We start from the raw sequence: 16,878 nt of genomic DNA, 5'->3' as shown, positions 1-16,878 counted from the left end.
GTGATCTGGTAACCGCAGGGGACGGCCGCGCTGCCTGACCTCGCGCGGGCAACCGACGCGCACACAGCGGGTGCGGGAGGGGATCTTGACCACGCCTACGGAGACGGCGTCGGCGACCAGAGTCCGGCCGCGGTTCCGTCCTTGACATGCTTGCGATAGGTGAGGACCTTGCCATGGATGATCTCCAGGCTCGCCGTCAAGTCGGCGATCTTGTCCCGGACGGTTCTCTCATGCTCCTCCAAGAGCGCGAGCCGCTCCGGCTCGTTGCCCGGCCCCGATCGAACCAGCCGGGCGAACCTCTTCACGCCGGCGATGGGCATGCCGGAGTCCCGCAGCCGGCTGCACAGCAGGAGCCACTCCACATCCTCCGGGCCATAGACCCGCTGCCCCCCGGCCGTGCGCGGGATCGGGCGGAGGAAGAGCTCCTCCCGTTCGAAGAACCGCAGCGCGTGCACGCCCAGCCCGGTCGCCTTCGCGACGTCGCCGATGGAGAGGGCATTTCCGGTTGCGTGCTCGCTCATGACGTTCCGCCTAGCTTGACCTAGATTGCAGTCTAGATTCTACCGTTCGAGGCATGGCAATCACGCAACACAAGATCGGTTCGGGATTCGACGCGCACAGCACCGCGAACGAGGTTCTGGCCGGTATCCGGCTGTCCGGCAAGAACGTCCTGGTCACCGGCGGTTACTCGGGACTCGGCCTGGAGGCCACAAGCGCGCTGGTCCGCACCGGGGCACACGTCATCGTGCCCGCCCGCCGTCCTGCGGTGGCGAGGCAGGCGCTGTACGGCGTTCCGCGAACGGAGGTGCACGAGCTCGATCTGTCGGACGCCGACAGCATCCGGACGTTCAGCCACCGGTTCCTGGAAACCGGCCGCACCCTCGACATCCTCATCAACAACGCGGGCGTCATGGCCTACCCGCACAGGCTCATCGGTTCCGGTTGGGAAGCGCACTTCGCCATCAACCACCTCGGTCACTTCGCTCTGGTCAACCGGCTGCGCCCGGCGCTGTCCCCCACGGGGGCACGAGTGGTGTCTGTGGCCTCGTCCGGGCACTTCCTGTCCGACATCCGCTGGGACGACCCGCACTTCCGCCACGGCTACGACCATTGGTCGGCCTACGGGCAGTCCAAGACGGCCAACGCCTTGTTCGCCGTCCACCTGGACACCCTCGGGGCGGCCAGTGGCGTGCGTGCCTTCGCGGTGCACCCCGGCAGCATCCTCACTGAACTGCAACGGCGCATCCCCCAGGAGGAGCAGATCGCCCAGGGCTGGATCACCCGGGACGGACGGCACGCCGACGGTTTCAAGACTCCGGCCCAGGGCGCGGCGACGGCCGTATGGGCGGCCACCTCGCCCCTGCTCGACGAGCACGGCGGCGCCTACTGCCAGGACTGCGACCTGGCAGAGCCCGCAATCACCGACGACATGCTCATCGGCGGTGTCAAGCCGTGGGCGGTCGATCCCGACTCCGCATCCCGGCTCTGGGCCCTCTCCAGCGAACTCACCGGGCTGGATGCCTTCTCCTGACCCGGGGGTGAGGTCACCACGCGCCCTGGCCGGATCATCCAGACCTGGTTGGATCGTCTAGACCTGGTTGGGGATCGCCCCGCCGTAGCGCCTGTCGCGCTTGGCGAAGGTCTCGCACGCCTCCCACAGATCGCGGCGGTCGAAATCCGGCCAGAGCCGGTCGAGGAACACCATCTCGGCGTAGGCCGACTGCCACAGCAGGAAGTTGGAGAACCGCTGCTCCCCCGACGACCGCACGAACAGGTCGACCTCCGGGATCTCCGGCTCGTCCAGATAACGGGCGAAGACCTTCTCGTTGACCTTCGACGGCTTGACCCGGCCCGCCGCGATGTCGTTCGCCAGCCGGAGCGCCGCCTCGACGATCTCCGCCTGGCCGCCGTAGTTGACGCAGAACTGCAACGTCAGCTTGCGGTTGTCCTTGGTCAGCTCCTCGGCGGTCTGCAGCTCGGAGATCACGCTCTTCCACAGCCGGCCCGGCTTGCCCGCCCAGCGCACCCGTACGCCCATCGCGTGCAGCTCGTCGCGGCGGCGGCGGATGACGTCGCGGTTGAAGCCCATGAGGAAGCGGACCTCGTCGGGCGAGCGCTTCCAGTTCTCCGTCGAGAAGGCGTACGCGGACAGGTAGGGAATGCCCAGCTCCAGCGCGCCCTCGATGACGTCGAACAGCGACGCCTCGCCCGCCTTGTGCCCTTCGGTGCGCGGCAGCCCGCGGGCCTTGGCCCAGCGGCCGTTGCCGTCCATGATGATGGCCACATGGTTGGGCACCAGGTCACGCGGGATCGGCGGCGGGACCGCGCCGGACGGATGCGGGGTCGGGGGTCGGACATTCACGCAGGCTCCCTTTCGACGTGTCGGAGAGAGCGTATTCCGTGTTCGAGGTGCCATTGGAGATAAGCGGCGACCAGGCCGCTGCACTCGCCGCGATGCCGTGACTGCGACGCGTCGGCCGTGGCCCAGTCGCCGCGCAGCAGCGCGGTCATGAGCCCGATCGTCTCCCCCGCGGGCACCACCGAGCCGGACGGTTTGCACGCCCCGCACACCACGCCGCCGGACACGATGGCGAACGCCCTGATCGCCGGGGCCTGGCACCGGGCGCACGCGTCCAGCGCGGGGGCGTAGCCGGCGACCGCCAGGGAGCGCAGGAAGTAGGCGTCGAGCACCAGCCTGGCCTCGTGCTCGCCGTCGGCCAGCGTGCGCAGCCCGCCCACCAGCAGCAGGAACTGCCGCAGCGCCGGCTCCTTCTCGCCCTGCGTGAGCCGGTCGGCGGTCTCCAGCATCGCGGTGCCCGCGGTGTAGCGGGGATAGTCGATCGCCAGCGCCTCGCCGTAAGGCCTGATGGTCTCCGCCTGCGTGACGACGTCGAGGGTGCGGCCGGTGTGCAGCTGCAGGTCGACGTGGGTGAACGGCTCCAGCCTGGCCCCGAAGCGCGAGGTGGTGCGGCGCACGCCCTTGGCCACGGCGCGGACCTTTCCGGTGCGCTTGGCCAGGATGGTGACGATGCGGTCGGCCTCACCGAGCTTCTGCGTACGCAGAACCACGCCTTCGTCACGATAGAGACTCACTCCCCCATCCTATGGCGCGCCAAGGTCATGCTCAGGTGGAGTGGCTTCGCGAAGCCCGGGTGGAATGGTGGCGCCTGGGTGGAATGGTGGCGCAAAGCCCGGGTGGAACGGCTTCGCAGAGCTTGGATGGAGCGACTTTGCGCAACCCTCACTAGACTTTGACGTCCGTCCCCGCTCTACCCGTTGTTCAACCCCCCGCAACCGCCTCGAAAGGGAGTCATGACCCGCGTGGTCCTGCTGGGCTCTTCGCCCGGCCCCGACACCGCTCCGACCGGCCTGAGGCTGGCCGCGCTGCCTGGCAACCCCACCGTGGCCGAACGGCTGCGCAGCCAGATCCTCTCCCTGGATCCGCAGCCGGCCACGATCGAGCCCGGCGACGTGGCCACCGCTCTGCACGCGCTGGCCGACGTAGCCGAGTCCGCAACGGAGAACCTGTTCCTGATCCCGGACAACTCGATCGTCCACGACGAGCTGATGTACCAGATCACCAAGGCCAAGCGCGGCGCGCTGGCCCTCGTCGCCAAGGAGCCGCGCCCGGACGTGGTCGACCAGGCGCAAGAGGACATCGTCCCGATCGACGAGGCGGAGCCGGAGATCGGGCTCAACAAGCTCGAAGGGCTGCCCGTCCGGGCGCGCGCCGGCAAGTCCCGCGTCATCTCCGTCGGCACCGCCAACCACGCGGTGACCAGGCCCAACACGGTGCTGCTCGGCCCCCTGCACGTGAGCGCGCGCAACGCTCCCGTGCTGGCCGAGACCTGCCGCGAGCTCGCCGACATGGCCGGCTCGTTCGGCGCCGACGACGACCTGATCCAGCTGATCGTCTTCGGCCTGGTCCGCAAGGGCGTGTCCGTCGGCATCCGCGGCCGCCGCGACCTCTTCTACCGCCGGGTCACCACCCAGGAGGAGGTCAACGAGGCCGGCACCGAGATGTCCGGCATCGACGAGGACCGCGCCCGGCTCGACAACGCGGTCAAGGGTGCGGACGGCTTCTTCACCACCTATTTCGTCTCCACCTACTCCCGCTTCATCGCCCGCTGGGCCGCCCGTCGCGGCCTGACGCCCAACCAGGTGACGTTGATCTCGATCACGCTCGGCGTGCTGGCCGCGGCCTGCTTCGCCACCGGCGCCCGGCCGTGGATGGTGGCCGGCGGCGTGCTGATCTACTTCGCCTTCGTCTTCGACTGCGTCGACGGCCAGGTCGCCCGCTACGCCCGCAAGTTCGGCGTGCTCGGCGCGTGGCTCGACGCCACCTTCGACCGCTTCAAGGAGTACGTCGTCTTCGCCGGCCTGGCCATCGGCTGGGTCGTGTCGGGCAACGGCGACGACATCTGGATTCTCGCGCTGGCGGCGCTCGGCCTGCAGTCCACCCGCCACCTGCTCGACTTCTCCTTCGGTGTCGCCAACCGCCGCAAACCGCCCGCCCAGCTGCCCACGCTGCCCCTGAACGCCCCCGACGACCGCGCCCTGCGCAAGGCGCTGGAGCGTCGCAAGGTGGAGCGCAGCCAGGGCATCCGCGGCGTGCTCAAGATGTGGACCCGCGCCGGCCGCTTCCGCGCCGTGCACTGGGCCCGCAAGATGATCGTCTTCCCCATCGGCGAGCGGTTCGCGGCCATCGCGATCACCGCCGCCCTCTTCGACGCCCGCATCACCTTCCTCACGCTGGTGATCTGGGGCTCCGTCGCCGCCGCCTACACCCTCACCGGACGCCTCATGAGGTCGCTCGCATGATCACCGCACCACTGGCCGCAGCTACTCCCACGCCGGATCCCGACGAGGAACGCCGCCGCATCCAGACCGCCCGCCTCCTCGCCTACCGCGACGACGGCCCTCTCGTACACGCGCTGGCGGGCCGCATCGGCAAGGGCATCCCGCCGGTCCCGGCCACGCTCGTCGCCCTGCTGGCGGTGGTGGCCGTGACGGTCACCGGCGTACTGAAGCCGGGCCCGATCCTGCTCCTGCCGCCGCTGATCGTGCTCCTGCTGGTGCTCCCGACCGCCCCGCGCGACCACCTGGGCCGCCTCGACTGGCTCACCCCGCCGCTGCTGCGCGGCGCCGAGTTCCTCACGATCATCGCGGTGGGACTGGCGGCCGACGTACCGAAGTGGCTGCTGTTCGTCCTCGTGTACGTCGTGGGTTACCACACGTACGACACCGTCTACCGGACACGGCAGAGCATCTGGCCGCCCGCCTGGGTCTTCCACGCGGGGCTCGGCTGGGAGCTGCGCCTGCTGATCATCGGTGTGGGCGCGGCACTGGGCGTACTGACGCCGGTGCTGGCGGTACTGACGGCGTACCTGTTCGTCCTGTTCGCGGTGGAGAGCGTGACCAGCTGGGTCCGCCTCGACAAGGCCTCCGCCCAGGCCGGCGCCGACGCCGAACAGGACCTGGAGGCCTCCCCGGAGGACGCCATGGAACAGGCCACCGGCGAGGCCGAGAAGGGCTGACTACCCTCCCTCCTCTTGCACCACCCCTGTGCGTCATGCGGGGGTGGTGTTTTTCTTTCTGTGCGACTTCGCGATGGGCTGGCAGCAGCACCACCTGCACCTGTCCGTTGGACAAAACGACGCCTGTCAGCCGGGCCGCGAGCATAAGCGCTTCGTTAATTGCCGGAGCCTCGGCGCTGATATCCGCCTCCCGCGTGACAGGGTCTCCCGGGAGATACGTTGGATGGACACCTACCTCCTGCGTCGCGTCCCGGACGCAATGTCGCACAGTCATGGATATCGATGGCGCCGTTCCGGTACTTCTAAGTGAAATCGGAGACGGTCGACCCGTCGAACCTCAATCCGTGGCGCCTGATCGCGGCCGCCTCCTCCGTACGGCCCATTCGTGTCAGCATGAGCGTGAGCAACGGCAGGGCTTCTGAGTTCCCGCAGGACACGACGGCAGCGCGCAGCAGGCTCAATGCCTCTTCCGTTCGCCCCGCATTGAAGAACAGCACGGCTGCCCGCCGCACCGAGCCGGCTCTGCCTGACCGAGAGGCTGCACTCACCAGGTCCACGCCTTCCGCAACGTGGCCATCCTTGAGCAAGCGCCGCACGAGTTCCTGAATCGCCGCATCGACGCCTTCCGCCGCCGCCGAGCGCAGTAGCCGATCGGATTCTTCGTCCTTGCCGAGGTCGCGTTGCACCTGGGCCAGCAAATAGCGAGCCTTGGCGCCATGAGATCCGATCCCGGCCTGGAGGATCTCGACGCACTCCTCGCGCCTGCCCGACTTCGTCAGCAGATCGACGAGGGCCGAGAGCGCCTGATAGTCGAGATCGATCAAGCGGCGCAGCACATGCTCGGCTTCGGCCTCGCGGTCGTCCTTGATCAGCAACTCCGCCAGCAGCATGCCAAGGCCCGGATCCTTTTCCGGAACGGCTCGTATGTCGTCGAGGGCTTGAAGGGCCTTACCCCTCATGGGCTCGTCACCGAAGAGGCGGGCCAGTTCCTTCCTCGCCTCGTTGAACCGGCCGGACACCATTCGCCGTCGCAGCCGCTCGGCAATGGATTCGGGATGCCGCCGACGCAGCAGGTGCAGCAGTCGGCTCACCGCCTCGGGGAACGCCGTGGCCGCCCGCATGTCGCGTTCGAGAAGCTGCCAATTCGACAGCGCAGTCCGGCGACGGGGTGCCACGATCGGCCGGCTGTCGAGGACACGTCTCATCTCTACCGCTTCGTTCGTCCGCCCGAGACGTTGCAAGAGAATGAGCAGCAGTCTGGCTGCGGACTGGTCTCCTCTGTGGAACGCCGTCCGGAGCAACTGCTCGGCTTCTCGCTTCCGTCCGCTGTTGAACAGCAGAATGGCGAGTTGGCGTTCGGCCTGCGGGTCGCCGTCGGCGGCCATCCCACGTACTGCCTGCTCTGCTTCCGTGCCGCGGCCTGCCCGCCGCAGCATGGCGAGCAGTAATTGCTGCGCATGGACGTCTCCGCGGTCGGCGGCCTGCTGAAGCACGTCCTCAGCCTGGCGTGACTTCCCCATCTGTCCCAGAAGCCGCCACAGTGGCGACCATGCGGACACCCTGCCCCGGACAAGAGACGCCCGCCACAACGCGAGCGCCTGAGGGTAGCGTCCACGGCTGGATGCGGACGCGCCCAGCCGCTCAAGGTCGTCCGCGTCGCCGGTATGGACGGCCAGCGCTCGCCACATCTCGTCGGAGACCGGCGAGCAGCGACGCGCCTCACGGCCCTGCTGGTCGATAAAGTCCGCGAGCACGAATCCCTCGACGAGGCTCTCCGCTCGTGACGTCGCCGTCAAAAGAGAAATACCTCCTCTGAGCGGCTCGCGCGCGTACTCCAGCGAGTCCTCGAACCATCCAGGTGGGGCGGCGGCCCGTTGCGGCCCGTTCAGGGATGCGGCACTAAGTTCATGGAGCAGTTCAGCAGACAGCGGGCTGAGGTGCCCCAACCTGCGTGCGTCGATCGCCGCATTCACAACCGCCCGTTTGTACGGGTCCGGTGCGTCCTCCCATCGGCTCATGAGATCGGGCCCGCCCGCCAGGGTCTGCGTCACCCCATATCCGTTGTCCAGCGTCGTCAGAGCGGTGGCCAATCGGGGATCGCGTTCGGCTATCTGGCGCGCGGTCTTCAGCTCAGTGGGCGTGAACGTCTCCCGGACGGAGAGCTTCGTCGCGATCTCCAGCAGCGCCCGAACCTGGTGGTGAGGATCGGGCGTACCCGGCCGCGGCGCCCTGGTGTAGGCGAACCAGTATTCGGGCCACATGGAACCGATGACGACGACTTCGGAGGCCATGGCAAGGAAACGACGTATTTCCGCGGCGGCGGACTCGCCCTGGTCGCCTTCGAAGTAGATCTGGCTCTCGTTCAACCATAAGACGGTGCGCGGCCCGATTCCTCCTTCCAAGGCAGCCAGCAGGTCGGCGGCATGCAGGGGATGCAGAAGCGTCCAGTCGGGCAGGCAGTTCGCGACGGCCTCGTAGGCGCTGCGTGTCTTTCCGGTCGCGGACGTGCCGACCAGCATCACCAGCGCGGGGCGTTCCGGACAGTCCAGGACGTGTCGTAGGAGCCGATCGTGATCGCGCTGAACGTACGTCGGGAGCCTCCGGGACAGCTCAGGCCTCTCGAGGGCCGGATCCGGTGCGATCGCGGGATGCACGCCCAAGGCGATCGGATCGCTTTCTTGGACAGTCGGCACAGGCGCCGTGATGGTGGATGTGCTCTCCGGGGCGCCGTGGTCAGGGGAGCGGGACTGCGCGAACTGGCTCACCACGGCCGCCCCGACGAGTAGGGCGGTCAATGTCCAGGTGAGCGGGACCCACCACCACGCGTCTATCTCTACCGTGCTGGTCGCAAGGTTCCCCATGAGCCCGATCGCCACCGGAATCGCAACGATCACCACCGGCGACGCGGTCCAGTGCCTCCGGCTGTCCCCGCCCATGTGACTCATCATCCTGGCGCGCGACCCGACGGACAACAAGCCCGTGGACCGAAGGGGAGCAGACCTGGATGCCGCGACCACGAAAACCCGGGACGGCTCCAGCCATGCGCACCTGCTGGTCGCCTGGGTGGGACTGACGTACCTGAATTCCAGGGTGCGGGCACGGGACTCGCGGGAGCCGGTCAGGGTGGGGTTCGAGCGATTAGGGTGGTGAAGCAGGGCACTCTAGTCGGGTAGCGGTTCTGTGCCGGGAGACGCGGATGGCGTTCTGGTCGCGGCTGTTCAAGTGGGGGGCGGGCGATCCGCTGGCCGAGCGAGAGGAAGCGCGTCGGCAGGGGATGCGGGATGCCCGGGAGCATCCGCTCGGGGAATTCACGGATCCGGAGTTCCAGCCTTCGTACGTGACCGAGGTGCGTGCTCTGGCGCGGGAGCGGATCACCGAGGTTGACCGGCGGCTGGCGGCCACCAGGACGGCGCTGCTTGAGCGGGCTGTGGGGGCTCGGGAGACGATACTGCGCGAGCTCGGGCGGGCCGATCTGCGGCCGGTCGGCGGCTCCAGCAATGGGACCGGGTCCGGGGTCGAGGGAGCCGGGTCAGCGGGTGATTCTGGTGTTGCTTCGGCCCACGCCTCGGCTGGTGGGGAGGATGCCTTCATTTCCATCGCGGAGGCCAGGCGGCGGCGGGGTGAGGCGCGGCGCAGGGCGGTGTTACAGGAGGCCAGTGACACGGTTCATCGGGCCAGGGCGCAGATCGAGCGGCTCACGCAGGAGTGGGAGAGCGCGCTGATCGAGCGCAACCATGCCGTGGAGACCGTGCACGCCAGGGCCGAGCAGCTCATCGCCGCCTATCGGGGTGGGGTGATGCGGGCTCATCCGCGCAAAGAGGAGATTCCGTCGCTGTGGAAGGGCGAGGTCATCGCGATGGACTCCTCGGGGGACAGTGCGGCGGCGGTCTCCGGGCGGGAGGAGATCGGGCGGATCATGGAGGAGGTCGAGGCGCGGATCGAGGTGTGGCACGCCGAGGTCACACCCCGGGCACTGCCCGGCGAGGCACTGCGCTCCCTCCCCAAAGATGCGGCCCCAGACACCGACGCCTCCGGTCCGAGCCCTGTCACCGACGCCGAACCGGACCCCGAGGCTGGATCTGATCGGGACCAGACGGGGACTGGAGGAGAGCGATGACAGATGGAGGTGGCGGGGTATTACGCGGGATGGCCGCCGTAGCGGTCATGGTCCTGGTGGGGGTGGGGGTCAGCGGGTGTGGGACCGAGGCGAAGGCCGTGTGCGGGGTGGTGGTCGACTCCACGAGCTATGCCGATCCGGCGACCTCCCGCAGTGATGTCACCTCCAAGTTGCCCGCCTTCGCCCAGGGCTGTGACTGGATCGCGTACGCCGCCGTGACCGGGAGCTCCGAGAGCAGTACGTGCCGCCAGGACCCGGTGTCCATCGCGGCGACCAAAGCCGAGAACCCCAACGCGAACCCGGTCGTCGAGGACCGCATCCGGAACCATCGCATCACCGAGGTGCTCCCCCGGGCGGTCAAGCTGTTCGACTGCCCGAACGAAGGCCAAGGGTCGGATGTGCTCGGTGCGCTTCGGTACCTGGTCAAGCAGATGAACGCGCAGCGGCAACCGGACAAGGGGCATCAGATCATCGTGTTCAGCGACCTCATCAACAACCGGGGCGAGCTGAACATCAACAAGCTCGACCTGAGCGAGGCCGCCAGGAAGCAGAAGGCCAAGCAGTTGCGGGAGTCGCAGTTGATGCCCGATCTGACCGGTTACGGGGTGGTCGTGCATGGGTTTCTGCGGGAGAAGACGGCGAGTCCCGACCGCTTCCCGCTGCTGGAGGACTTCTGGAAGGAGACGTTCGAGGCGGCGGGAGCGAGCCCGGTCGATCTGCTGTAGCAAAGGCCTGATGTAGCGGAGGAAGTTCGAGAGCGCTCTCTGTCGGCGACGAATGGTCTTTCTCCCAGCGGTCAAGGCTGTGAATGCGGTTTGTTGACACGGCGTTACGCCTGTGTTTACGTCTCGGTGAGAGAGCGCTCTCTAGAACGTACAACCCCTGCTCAAAGCCTCCGCACCCCCCAGGAGCAAGGAATGGCAGCACAATCTCCGAGCCGCAGGCGCTTGGCGGCGGTGGCCGTGGCGCTGGCGGTGTTCGCCGCCCTCCTCGTGCACGTGGCCGTGAGCGCTTCCGCGGCCGTGCCCCCAACCCCTTCCGGCTGGTCACTGGTCTGGTCGGACGACTTCAACGGCAGCGCCGGGTCGCCGCCCTCTTCCGCCGACTGGATCGTGGACACCGGCCACGCCTACCCGGGCGGTCCGGGCAACTGGGGCACTGGCGAGATCCAGAACTACACCTCCGGTTCCGCCAACCTCGCGCAGGACGGCGGCGGCAATCTGCGCATCACGCCGCAGCGCAGCGGCTCGGGCGAGTGGACATCCGCACGGATCGAAACGAGGCGGGCCGACTTCAAGCCGGCCGACGGACGGGTGCTGCGCATCGAGGGCCGCATCCAGATGCCGAACGTGACCGGTCAGGCCGCCCTCGGCTACTGGCCGGCGTTCTGGGCCCTCGGCTCGCCGTACCGGGGCAACTACTGGAACTGGCCGGGCATCGGCGAGTTCGACATCATGGAGAACGTCAACGGCATCAACTCCGTCTGGGGCGTCCTGCACTGCGGCGTGAGCCCCGGCGGGCCGTGCAACGAGACCACCGGCCTGGGCGCCAACCGCGCCTGCCCCGGCTCGACGTGCCAGGAGGCCTTCCACACGTACCGCTTCGAGTGGGACCGCGGCGTGAGCCCCAACCAGTTGCGCTGGTACGTGGACGGCCAGCAGTTCCACAGCGTGAGCCAGTCGCAGATGGACGCCACGAGCTGGGCCGACATGACCGGTCACGCCGGCTACTTCCTGCTGCTCAACGTGGCCATGGGCGGGGCGTTCCCGAACGCGCTGGCCGGCGGCGGGACGCCGGTCGCGGCCACCGTGCCGGGGCGGCCGATGGTCGTCGACTACGTGGCGGTATGGCAGAGCGGCGGCTCCGGACCGACCAACCCGCCAGGCGGGGTGGACGCCCGCTCGACCATCCAGGCCGAGAGCTACCAGGCCCAGTCGGGCACCATCGTCGAGACCACCACGGACACGGGCGGCGGCCAGAACATCGGCGCCATCGCCAACGGCGACTGGCTCCGCTTCGACGGGGTGAACTTCGGCTCCACGGCTGCCGGTCAGTTCAAGGCCAGGGTGGCGTCGGGGGCGGGGGCCGGTGTGAGCGGGCTCGTGCAGGTACGGCTCGACAGCCCCACGGCCACGCCGATCGGCGACTTCGCGCTGGCCGACACGGGCGGCTGGCAGAGCTGGCGGACGGTTCCGGCGAACATCTCAGGGGTGACCGGTACGCACACGGTCTACCTGACGTTCAGCAGCGGGCAGCCGGCCGACTTCGTCAACGTCAACTGGTTCACGTTCTCCACCACCTGACGGACCGCCTCTCGGGGGAGGTGGCGGGACCGCTCCGATCACCTGGCTAGGGTTGGCGTCATGATTCTGCGCCATGTGACGATCGACTGTGCCGAACCGTACGAGCTGGGGACCTTCTGGAGTCAGGTGACCGGATGGCCGCTGTCCGATGAGGACGAGCCCGGTGACCCCGAGGTGCTTCTCGTGACGCCCTCGCCCATGCCCGGCCTGCTGTTCATCAGGGTGCCGGAGGGCAAGACGGTGAAGAACCGGATCCACTTCGACTGGATGCCGACCGACCGGACCCGCGACGAGGAGGTGGAGCGCATCATCTCCCTTGGGGCGAAGCTGTACGAGGACCATCGCAAGGCTGACGGGCGCGGTTGGGTGACGCTGCGCGACCCTGAGGGCAACGAGTTCTGCGTTGAGCGTGGCGAGGCCGAGCGCGCCGGCTGATCAAACGCTGGGCGACGCTCCCGGGGTGCCGGCGCTGCGGCGTCTGACCACGATGCGTTCGGCCCAGCTCGCCGCCTCTGGGTCGCGCAGGCCCTCCACCACACCGCCCAGGTACGCCGTGCCGAGGCTGTCGAAGCCGCTGTCGAGCTGCCTCATCCTGCTGGCCTGACGCCGCTCGACGGCCTGGAGGTACTGGGCGACGCTCTCGGCGTACCCGGCGTCTCGCTGGTAGTCGGCCTGGGCGGCGGCGCAGGCCCTGGCCTCGGCGTCGCGTTTGGCGCGCAGCTCGCGCAGGCGGCGGTCGTTGGGGTTGTGCATCCTGCGCCCCAGGTCGGCGGCGATCAGCGCGGTGGCGACGAGCAGGGCGAGCAGCAGGATCATGGTGGGCAGCAGGCCGACGCCGGAGGAGGTCGGCCCGATCTCCTGGCCGTCCACGACCAGCGGCTTGACCAGGGCCTCGCGGCGGAGCACGGCCACGGCGACGATCAGGCCGAGCCAGACGAGCGCGACGGCGATCAGCAGCCAGCGTCCCTTGGCGGGGCTGCCGTTCTCCTGCCAGGCCCGGAACGACCTGCCGTACATGTGCGGTGCGACCAGCATGATCAACGCGGCGCCCGCCGCGAGCAGGGCGGTCATCGCCACGCTGTCGCCCCAGTTCAGGATCACCTGGTAGAGGATGGGCACCTCGACGATCAGCAGGAGCAGCAGGAGCAGCGCGGCGGGCAGCCAGCGGCGTACGACGGGCCAGCGGCTGCCGGACAGCGCGATGGAGCTGGGGCGGCCGTCGCCGGGGCGCCTGCTCGGCTGCTCCAGCTCGCGCACCCGGCGCTGGGTGTCGTCGAGTGCCTGGCGGGCCTCGCCGAATGCGCGCTGCGACTCGGTCAGCTTGATCTTCTGTGCCTCGAACTCGGCGCGGGCCTGCTGGATCTCGCGCTCGGTGAGGTTCTCGATCTGGGCCAGTTCGGCCAGGCGCTCGTCCTCCAGCTCGTGGAAGCGCGGCACGCTGCCGGTTTCGAGGGTGAGCGTGTCGATCTGGCCGTCGGTGGCGTGGGCGCGGCCCAGCTCGCGTTCCTCGCGGCGGCGCTGCGCCCAGTCGGGCAGGTGGTAGAGGTCTCCGTCGTAGGCGACGGCGGGGGCGAGACGGGCGACCTGGCGTGGCTCGTCGGATTCGTCCCCGTGCTCGTGCTCGTTCCGGCGAGTGAAGCGCATGCGGCCTCCAACGCGGTCCTGTCTTTCGATGCTAATCGCCGGGAATGCGGAACAATGGCGGCGAAGGCGAATTGCCGATGATCGATATCTCGCCGGTTTGACTGCACACCGGCACTCCGGCACCTCTACCGGCCGGCGACGTGCGCCAGGTCAGGGAATTGGGAGAAAACGCCTGACGCCCGGGGGCGCAACCTCCGGATCTTCGGTGCTCCACCACAGCTCGCCGTCGACCGTCAGGTACGGCACCCAGTAACGCAGCGCAGCACCCGCGGCGAGCGCGTCGGCCACCTCGGTGAGGTAGGCGCCGAGCGTGGGCCAGGCAGCATCGAAGTCGCCGAGGCCGTCGTGCGCCGTCCAGCCGACCCGGCCGTACCCGGGCCCGGGCCGCAGGTCGATCACCTGCGCATCGCCGTCCGCGCCGGCGAACGGTACCCATCGCTCGTGCCACCACGGTTCGGCGCCCGGCCGGTGCGGGGTGAGCCCGTCGACACTCGCGGCGACGTCCATACACACGCGCCAGTGGTCGACGATCCCGGCGGTCGACAGCGGCGGCCCTTCGGGCAGGACGTTCGCCCAGATGCGTTGGCCGTCGTGGCGGCTCAGTGACTCGACGAGCTCAGGCGGGAAGGCGAGTCCCAGCGCGGCTTCGGCGGCGGCGACGTCGGCCGGGTCGGCGGGTGGAGCCAGCGCGGCCGCGCTGGCCGGGGCATGCCGCGCCAGCCACTCCTCGATCCGCGCCCACGCTTCTGTCACCATGCCCACACACCCTAGCCTCGCTTGTGTGGCAAGGCTTGCGGCCAAGCCGAGGCCAGAGATCCCGGTCGACAGCGGCTGGATCGACGCGCCGCCGCTGCCGCCCCCGCGCCCGGCAGAGTGAGCCGGGCGCGAGGAGAGCGTCTAAGTGGATTCCCGCACCACGAGGCGGGTCGGGACGATGACCGACGTGGTGTGCCTGCCCTCCAGCCTCGACAGCAGGAGCCTGGCCAGCGCCATGGCCTGCTCCGCGACCGGCGCCTGGACCGTGGTGAGGGACGGCGTGGTGCAGGAGGCCGCGTCTATGTCGTCGAAGCCCGCGATCGCCAGGTCCTCAGGCACCCGGCGGCCCGCCTGCCGGGCCGCACGCAGCGCGCCGATCGCCAGATGGTCGGAGGTGGCGAAGACGGCGTCCAGCCGGGGGTTGTCCGCGAGCAGGCGCCGCGCCGCCGCCGCGCCCGACTCCAGGGTGGGGTCGGCGGTGGCGATCAACGGGTGCGTGCCCGCCCGTTCGAGCGCGTTCCGGTGGCCGGTCAGGCGGTCCTGGACCGAGACCAGGTCCAGGGGGCCGCAGATGATGCCCAGGTTGCGGCGGCCGGCGGCCAGGAGGTGGTTCGTCGCCGCCGCCGCGCCGCCGATGTTGTCCACGTCCACGTAAGGGACCAGGGAGGCGACCGGCGGCTTGCCGAGCAGGACCAGCGGCAGGCCCGTGCGGGTCAGGCGCTCGGTCAGCGGGCCGGTCCGGTCCGGCATGGCGAGGATGACGCCGTCCACCAGCCGGGCCTCGACGTGCTGGACGATGCGCCGGTGGCTCTCCGCCGTGTCGGCGAGCATGAGCGTGATCCGCTTGCCCGCCCCTTCCAGGACGCTCGTGACGTACTGGACGACGGCCGCGGTCAGCGCCTCGCCGCCGGGCCTGGGCGCGGACAGGACCAGCGCGATCGATTCCGTGCGGCGGGTGACCAGGCTGCGGGCCGCCGCGTTGGGGACGTAGCCCAGCTCCTGTACGGCGCGCAGCACGCTGGCGCGGGCCTCGGAGCTGACCGACGCCTCGCCGTTCATGACGCGTGAGGCCGTGGCCCTGGAGACCGAGGCGCGGGCGGCGACGGTCTCCAGTGTGGGCCGTTTCGGGCGGCTCTCGCCCAGGCCGTTGCGCTTGATGACGTCGCGGTACCAGTGGGCGCTGTCCTTCGGCCGCCGCCGCTGGGTGGCGAAGTCGACGTGGTAGACGCCGAACTTGCGCTGGTACCCGTCGGCCCATTCCAGGCAGTCCAGCAATGACCAGAGCAGATATCCGCCGACCCGCGCGCCCTCCTCGATCGACACCCGGAGTGCCCGCAGGTGCTCCTCGATGAAATTGATCCTGTCGACGTCGTGAATGCCGTCGCCCGATATCACGTCGACGAAATCGGCGCCGTTCTCGGTGAGCATCAACCGCGTGTCGGGATATTCGCGCGAAAGGCGGCGGAGCAGCAGCGGGAGTGCGTCCGGGACGATCGGCCAGCCCATCGCGGTCACCGCCGTGGGCACGGTGCAGAAAAGAATTCCCGCGCTTCCCGGATAGGCCGGATCGGCGGGCTGACTGGGCTGGGCCTGTACGACGGTCGGCGCGTAGTAATTGACGCCGAGCAGGTCGATCGGCTGGGAGATGGCGGCCAGGTCTCCGTCCTGGATGTGGTCGAGACCCGCGGATCGCTCGATGACCGGAAGCAGCTCGGCGGGATAGGCGCCGCGCAGCACGGGCTCCAGGAACTGCCGGTGCAACAGCGTGTCGATCCTGGCCACCGCCTCCGCGTCCTCCTCCGGCAGCTCCATCGACAGGTCGCCGACCTGGCCCGGCGTCATGACGGGGCCGAAGTTGAGCACCAGCCCCACCTTGGACGGGCGCAGCGCCTGGGTCGCGAGCCCGTGCGCCAGCAGCAGGTGGTGCGCGCTCCTGAAGGCGTCGGCCGCCGAGGTACGACCCGGCGCGTGAATGCCGGAGCCGTACCCGAGAAAGGCCGCCACCCACGGCTCGTTGACCGTGAACCAGGTGTCGACGCGGTCGCCCAGCCGGTCGTGCACGACCCGCGCGTAGTCGGCGAAATGAGCGGCCGTGTCGCGCGTGGCCCAGCCGCCCTTGTCCTCCAACGCCTGCGGCAGATCCCAGTGGTAGAGCGTCGCGTACGGCGTTATGCCCGCGCCGATTAATTCGTCGACCAGCCTCTCGTAGAAATCCAGCCCGGCGGTGTTGATCCGCCCCGAGCCGCGGGGGACCACCCGCGGCCAGCTCACCGAGAAACGATAGGCGGTCACGCCCAGGTCTTTCAGCAGGCCAATGTCCTCGGCATATCTGTGGTAATGGTCGCAGGCGGCCTGCGAATCGGAAAAGGTGTCCCAGATGGACGGGCCCCGGCCGTCGGCCGCATTGGCGCCCTCAATTTGATAGGCGGACGTCGAGACGCCCCAGACGAAATTCTCGGGAAAAGCTGCGCTGCTCACTTGTCCAGCATCCTCCGGTGAAAGATCGAGCGCCCAGTCTCCC

General features: G+C 69.2%; 14 protein-coding genes. 7 read left to right on the top strand and 7 right to left on the bottom strand.

Features of this window, described 5'->3' with window-relative positions; all coding sequences use genetic code 11:
* Positions 1-95: 95 nt before the first annotated feature.
* Entirely contained in the window at positions 96-521 is a 426-nt protein-coding gene (locus LDL49_RS10725) for a MerR family transcriptional regulator (RefSeq protein ID WP_225290816.1), read from the bottom strand.
* A 53-nt stretch (positions 522-574) separates the two neighbouring features.
* On the opposite strand from LDL49_RS10725, the gene LDL49_RS10720 reads away from it, so the two are divergent.
* Positions 575-1,531 (top strand): SDR family NAD(P)-dependent oxidoreductase, encoded by a 957-nt coding sequence (locus LDL49_RS10720; protein WP_225290815.1) that lies wholly within the window; start codon positions 575-577, stop codon positions 1,529-1,531.
* 57 nt (positions 1,532-1,588) lie between these two features.
* Here the strand turns inward: LDL49_RS10720 and LDL49_RS10715 are convergent, their stop codons facing one another.
* Together LDL49_RS10715 and recO are read right to left on the bottom strand one after the other, a co-directional pair.
* A complete protein-coding gene (locus tag LDL49_RS10715; protein WP_372470354.1) occupies positions 1,589-2,362 on the bottom strand; it encodes an isoprenyl transferase in 774 nt (257 codons plus the stop codon).
* Entirely contained in the window at positions 2,359-3,093 is a 735-nt protein-coding gene (recO, locus tag LDL49_RS10710) for a DNA repair protein RecO (protein ID WP_225290813.1), read from the bottom strand. Before recO ends, LDL49_RS10715 begins: the two co-directional genes overlap by 4 nt.
* 219 nt (positions 3,094-3,312) lie before the next feature.
* On the opposite strand from recO, the gene LDL49_RS56810 reads away from it, so the two are divergent.
* Positions 3,313-4,821 carry a CDP-alcohol phosphatidyltransferase family protein gene (locus LDL49_RS56810; RefSeq protein WP_263654866.1) on the top strand — a complete coding sequence of 503 codons (1,509 nt, stop codon included), beginning with the start codon at positions 3,313-3,315 and terminating at the stop codon, positions 4,819-4,821.
* Positions 4,818-5,537, top strand: coding sequence for a DUF5941 domain-containing protein (locus LDL49_RS56805; protein ID WP_263654865.1), 720 nt, complete (start codon positions 4,818-4,820; stop codon positions 5,535-5,537). Before LDL49_RS56810 ends, LDL49_RS56805 begins: the two co-directional genes overlap by 4 nt.
* Before the next feature lie 302 nt (positions 5,538-5,839).
* Here the strand turns inward: LDL49_RS56805 and LDL49_RS10700 are convergent, their stop codons facing one another.
* The gene (locus LDL49_RS10700) at positions 5,840-8,473 is read right to left on the bottom strand and encodes a hypothetical protein (RefSeq protein WP_225290812.1); all 2,634 of its coding nucleotides are present in this window, start codon (positions 8,471-8,473) and stop codon (positions 5,840-5,842) included.
* A gap of 260 nt (positions 8,474-8,733) precedes the next feature.
* On the opposite strand from LDL49_RS10700, the gene LDL49_RS10695 reads away from it, so the two are divergent.
* The 4 genes from LDL49_RS10695 (at position 8,734) to LDL49_RS10680 (ending at position 12,392) form a co-directional block, all read left to right on the top strand.
* Positions 8,734-9,654, top strand: a complete 921-nt coding sequence (locus LDL49_RS10695; RefSeq protein WP_225290811.1) for a hypothetical protein — start codon at positions 8,734-8,736, stop codon at positions 9,652-9,654.
* Positions 9,651-10,379, top strand: a complete 729-nt coding sequence (locus LDL49_RS10690; RefSeq protein WP_225290810.1) for a hypothetical protein — start codon at positions 9,651-9,653, stop codon at positions 10,377-10,379. Before LDL49_RS10695 ends, LDL49_RS10690 begins: the two co-directional genes overlap by 4 nt.
* A 192-nt stretch (positions 10,380-10,571) precedes the next feature.
* Entirely contained in the window at positions 10,572-11,957 is a 1,386-nt protein-coding gene (locus LDL49_RS10685; RefSeq protein ID WP_225290809.1) for a glycoside hydrolase family 16 protein, read from the top strand.
* Positions 11,958-12,017: 60 nt separating this feature from the next.
* Positions 12,018-12,392 carry a VOC family protein gene (locus LDL49_RS10680; protein ID WP_225290808.1) on the top strand — a complete coding sequence of 125 codons (375 nt, stop codon included), beginning with the start codon at positions 12,018-12,020 and terminating at the stop codon, positions 12,390-12,392.
* Here LDL49_RS10680 and LDL49_RS10675 read toward each other — a convergent pair whose 3' ends face one another.
* The 3 genes from LDL49_RS10675 to LDL49_RS58300 all read right to left on the bottom strand — a co-directional run bounded on the left by LDL49_RS10675 (position 12,393) and on the right by LDL49_RS58300 (position 16,835).
* Positions 12,393-13,601 carry an OmpH/Skp family outer membrane protein gene (locus LDL49_RS10675; RefSeq protein WP_225290807.1) on the bottom strand — a complete coding sequence of 403 codons (1,209 nt, stop codon included), beginning with the start codon at positions 13,599-13,601 and terminating at the stop codon, positions 12,393-12,395.
* Positions 13,602-13,751: 150 nt separating this feature from the next.
* Positions 13,752-14,357, bottom strand: a complete 606-nt coding sequence (locus LDL49_RS10670; RefSeq protein WP_225290806.1) for an SMI1/KNR4 family protein — start codon at positions 14,355-14,357, stop codon at positions 13,752-13,754.
* A 141-nt stretch (positions 14,358-14,498) separates the two neighbouring features.
* On the bottom strand, positions 14,499-16,835 hold the full coding sequence (locus tag LDL49_RS58300; RefSeq protein WP_308016105.1) for a GH1 family beta-glucosidase: 2,337 nt from the start codon (positions 16,833-16,835) through the stop codon (positions 14,499-14,501).
* Between the last annotated feature and the right edge of the window lie 43 nt (positions 16,836-16,878).

It is taken from the genome of Nonomuraea aurantiaca (genome assembly GCF_020215705.1).
Classification (GTDB): Bacteria; Actinomycetota; Actinomycetes; order Streptosporangiales; family Streptosporangiaceae; genus Nonomuraea; species Nonomuraea aurantiaca.
The sequence above is the reverse complement of the archived record's forward strand: the minus strand, read 5'-3'. Positions and strand labels throughout refer to the sequence as shown.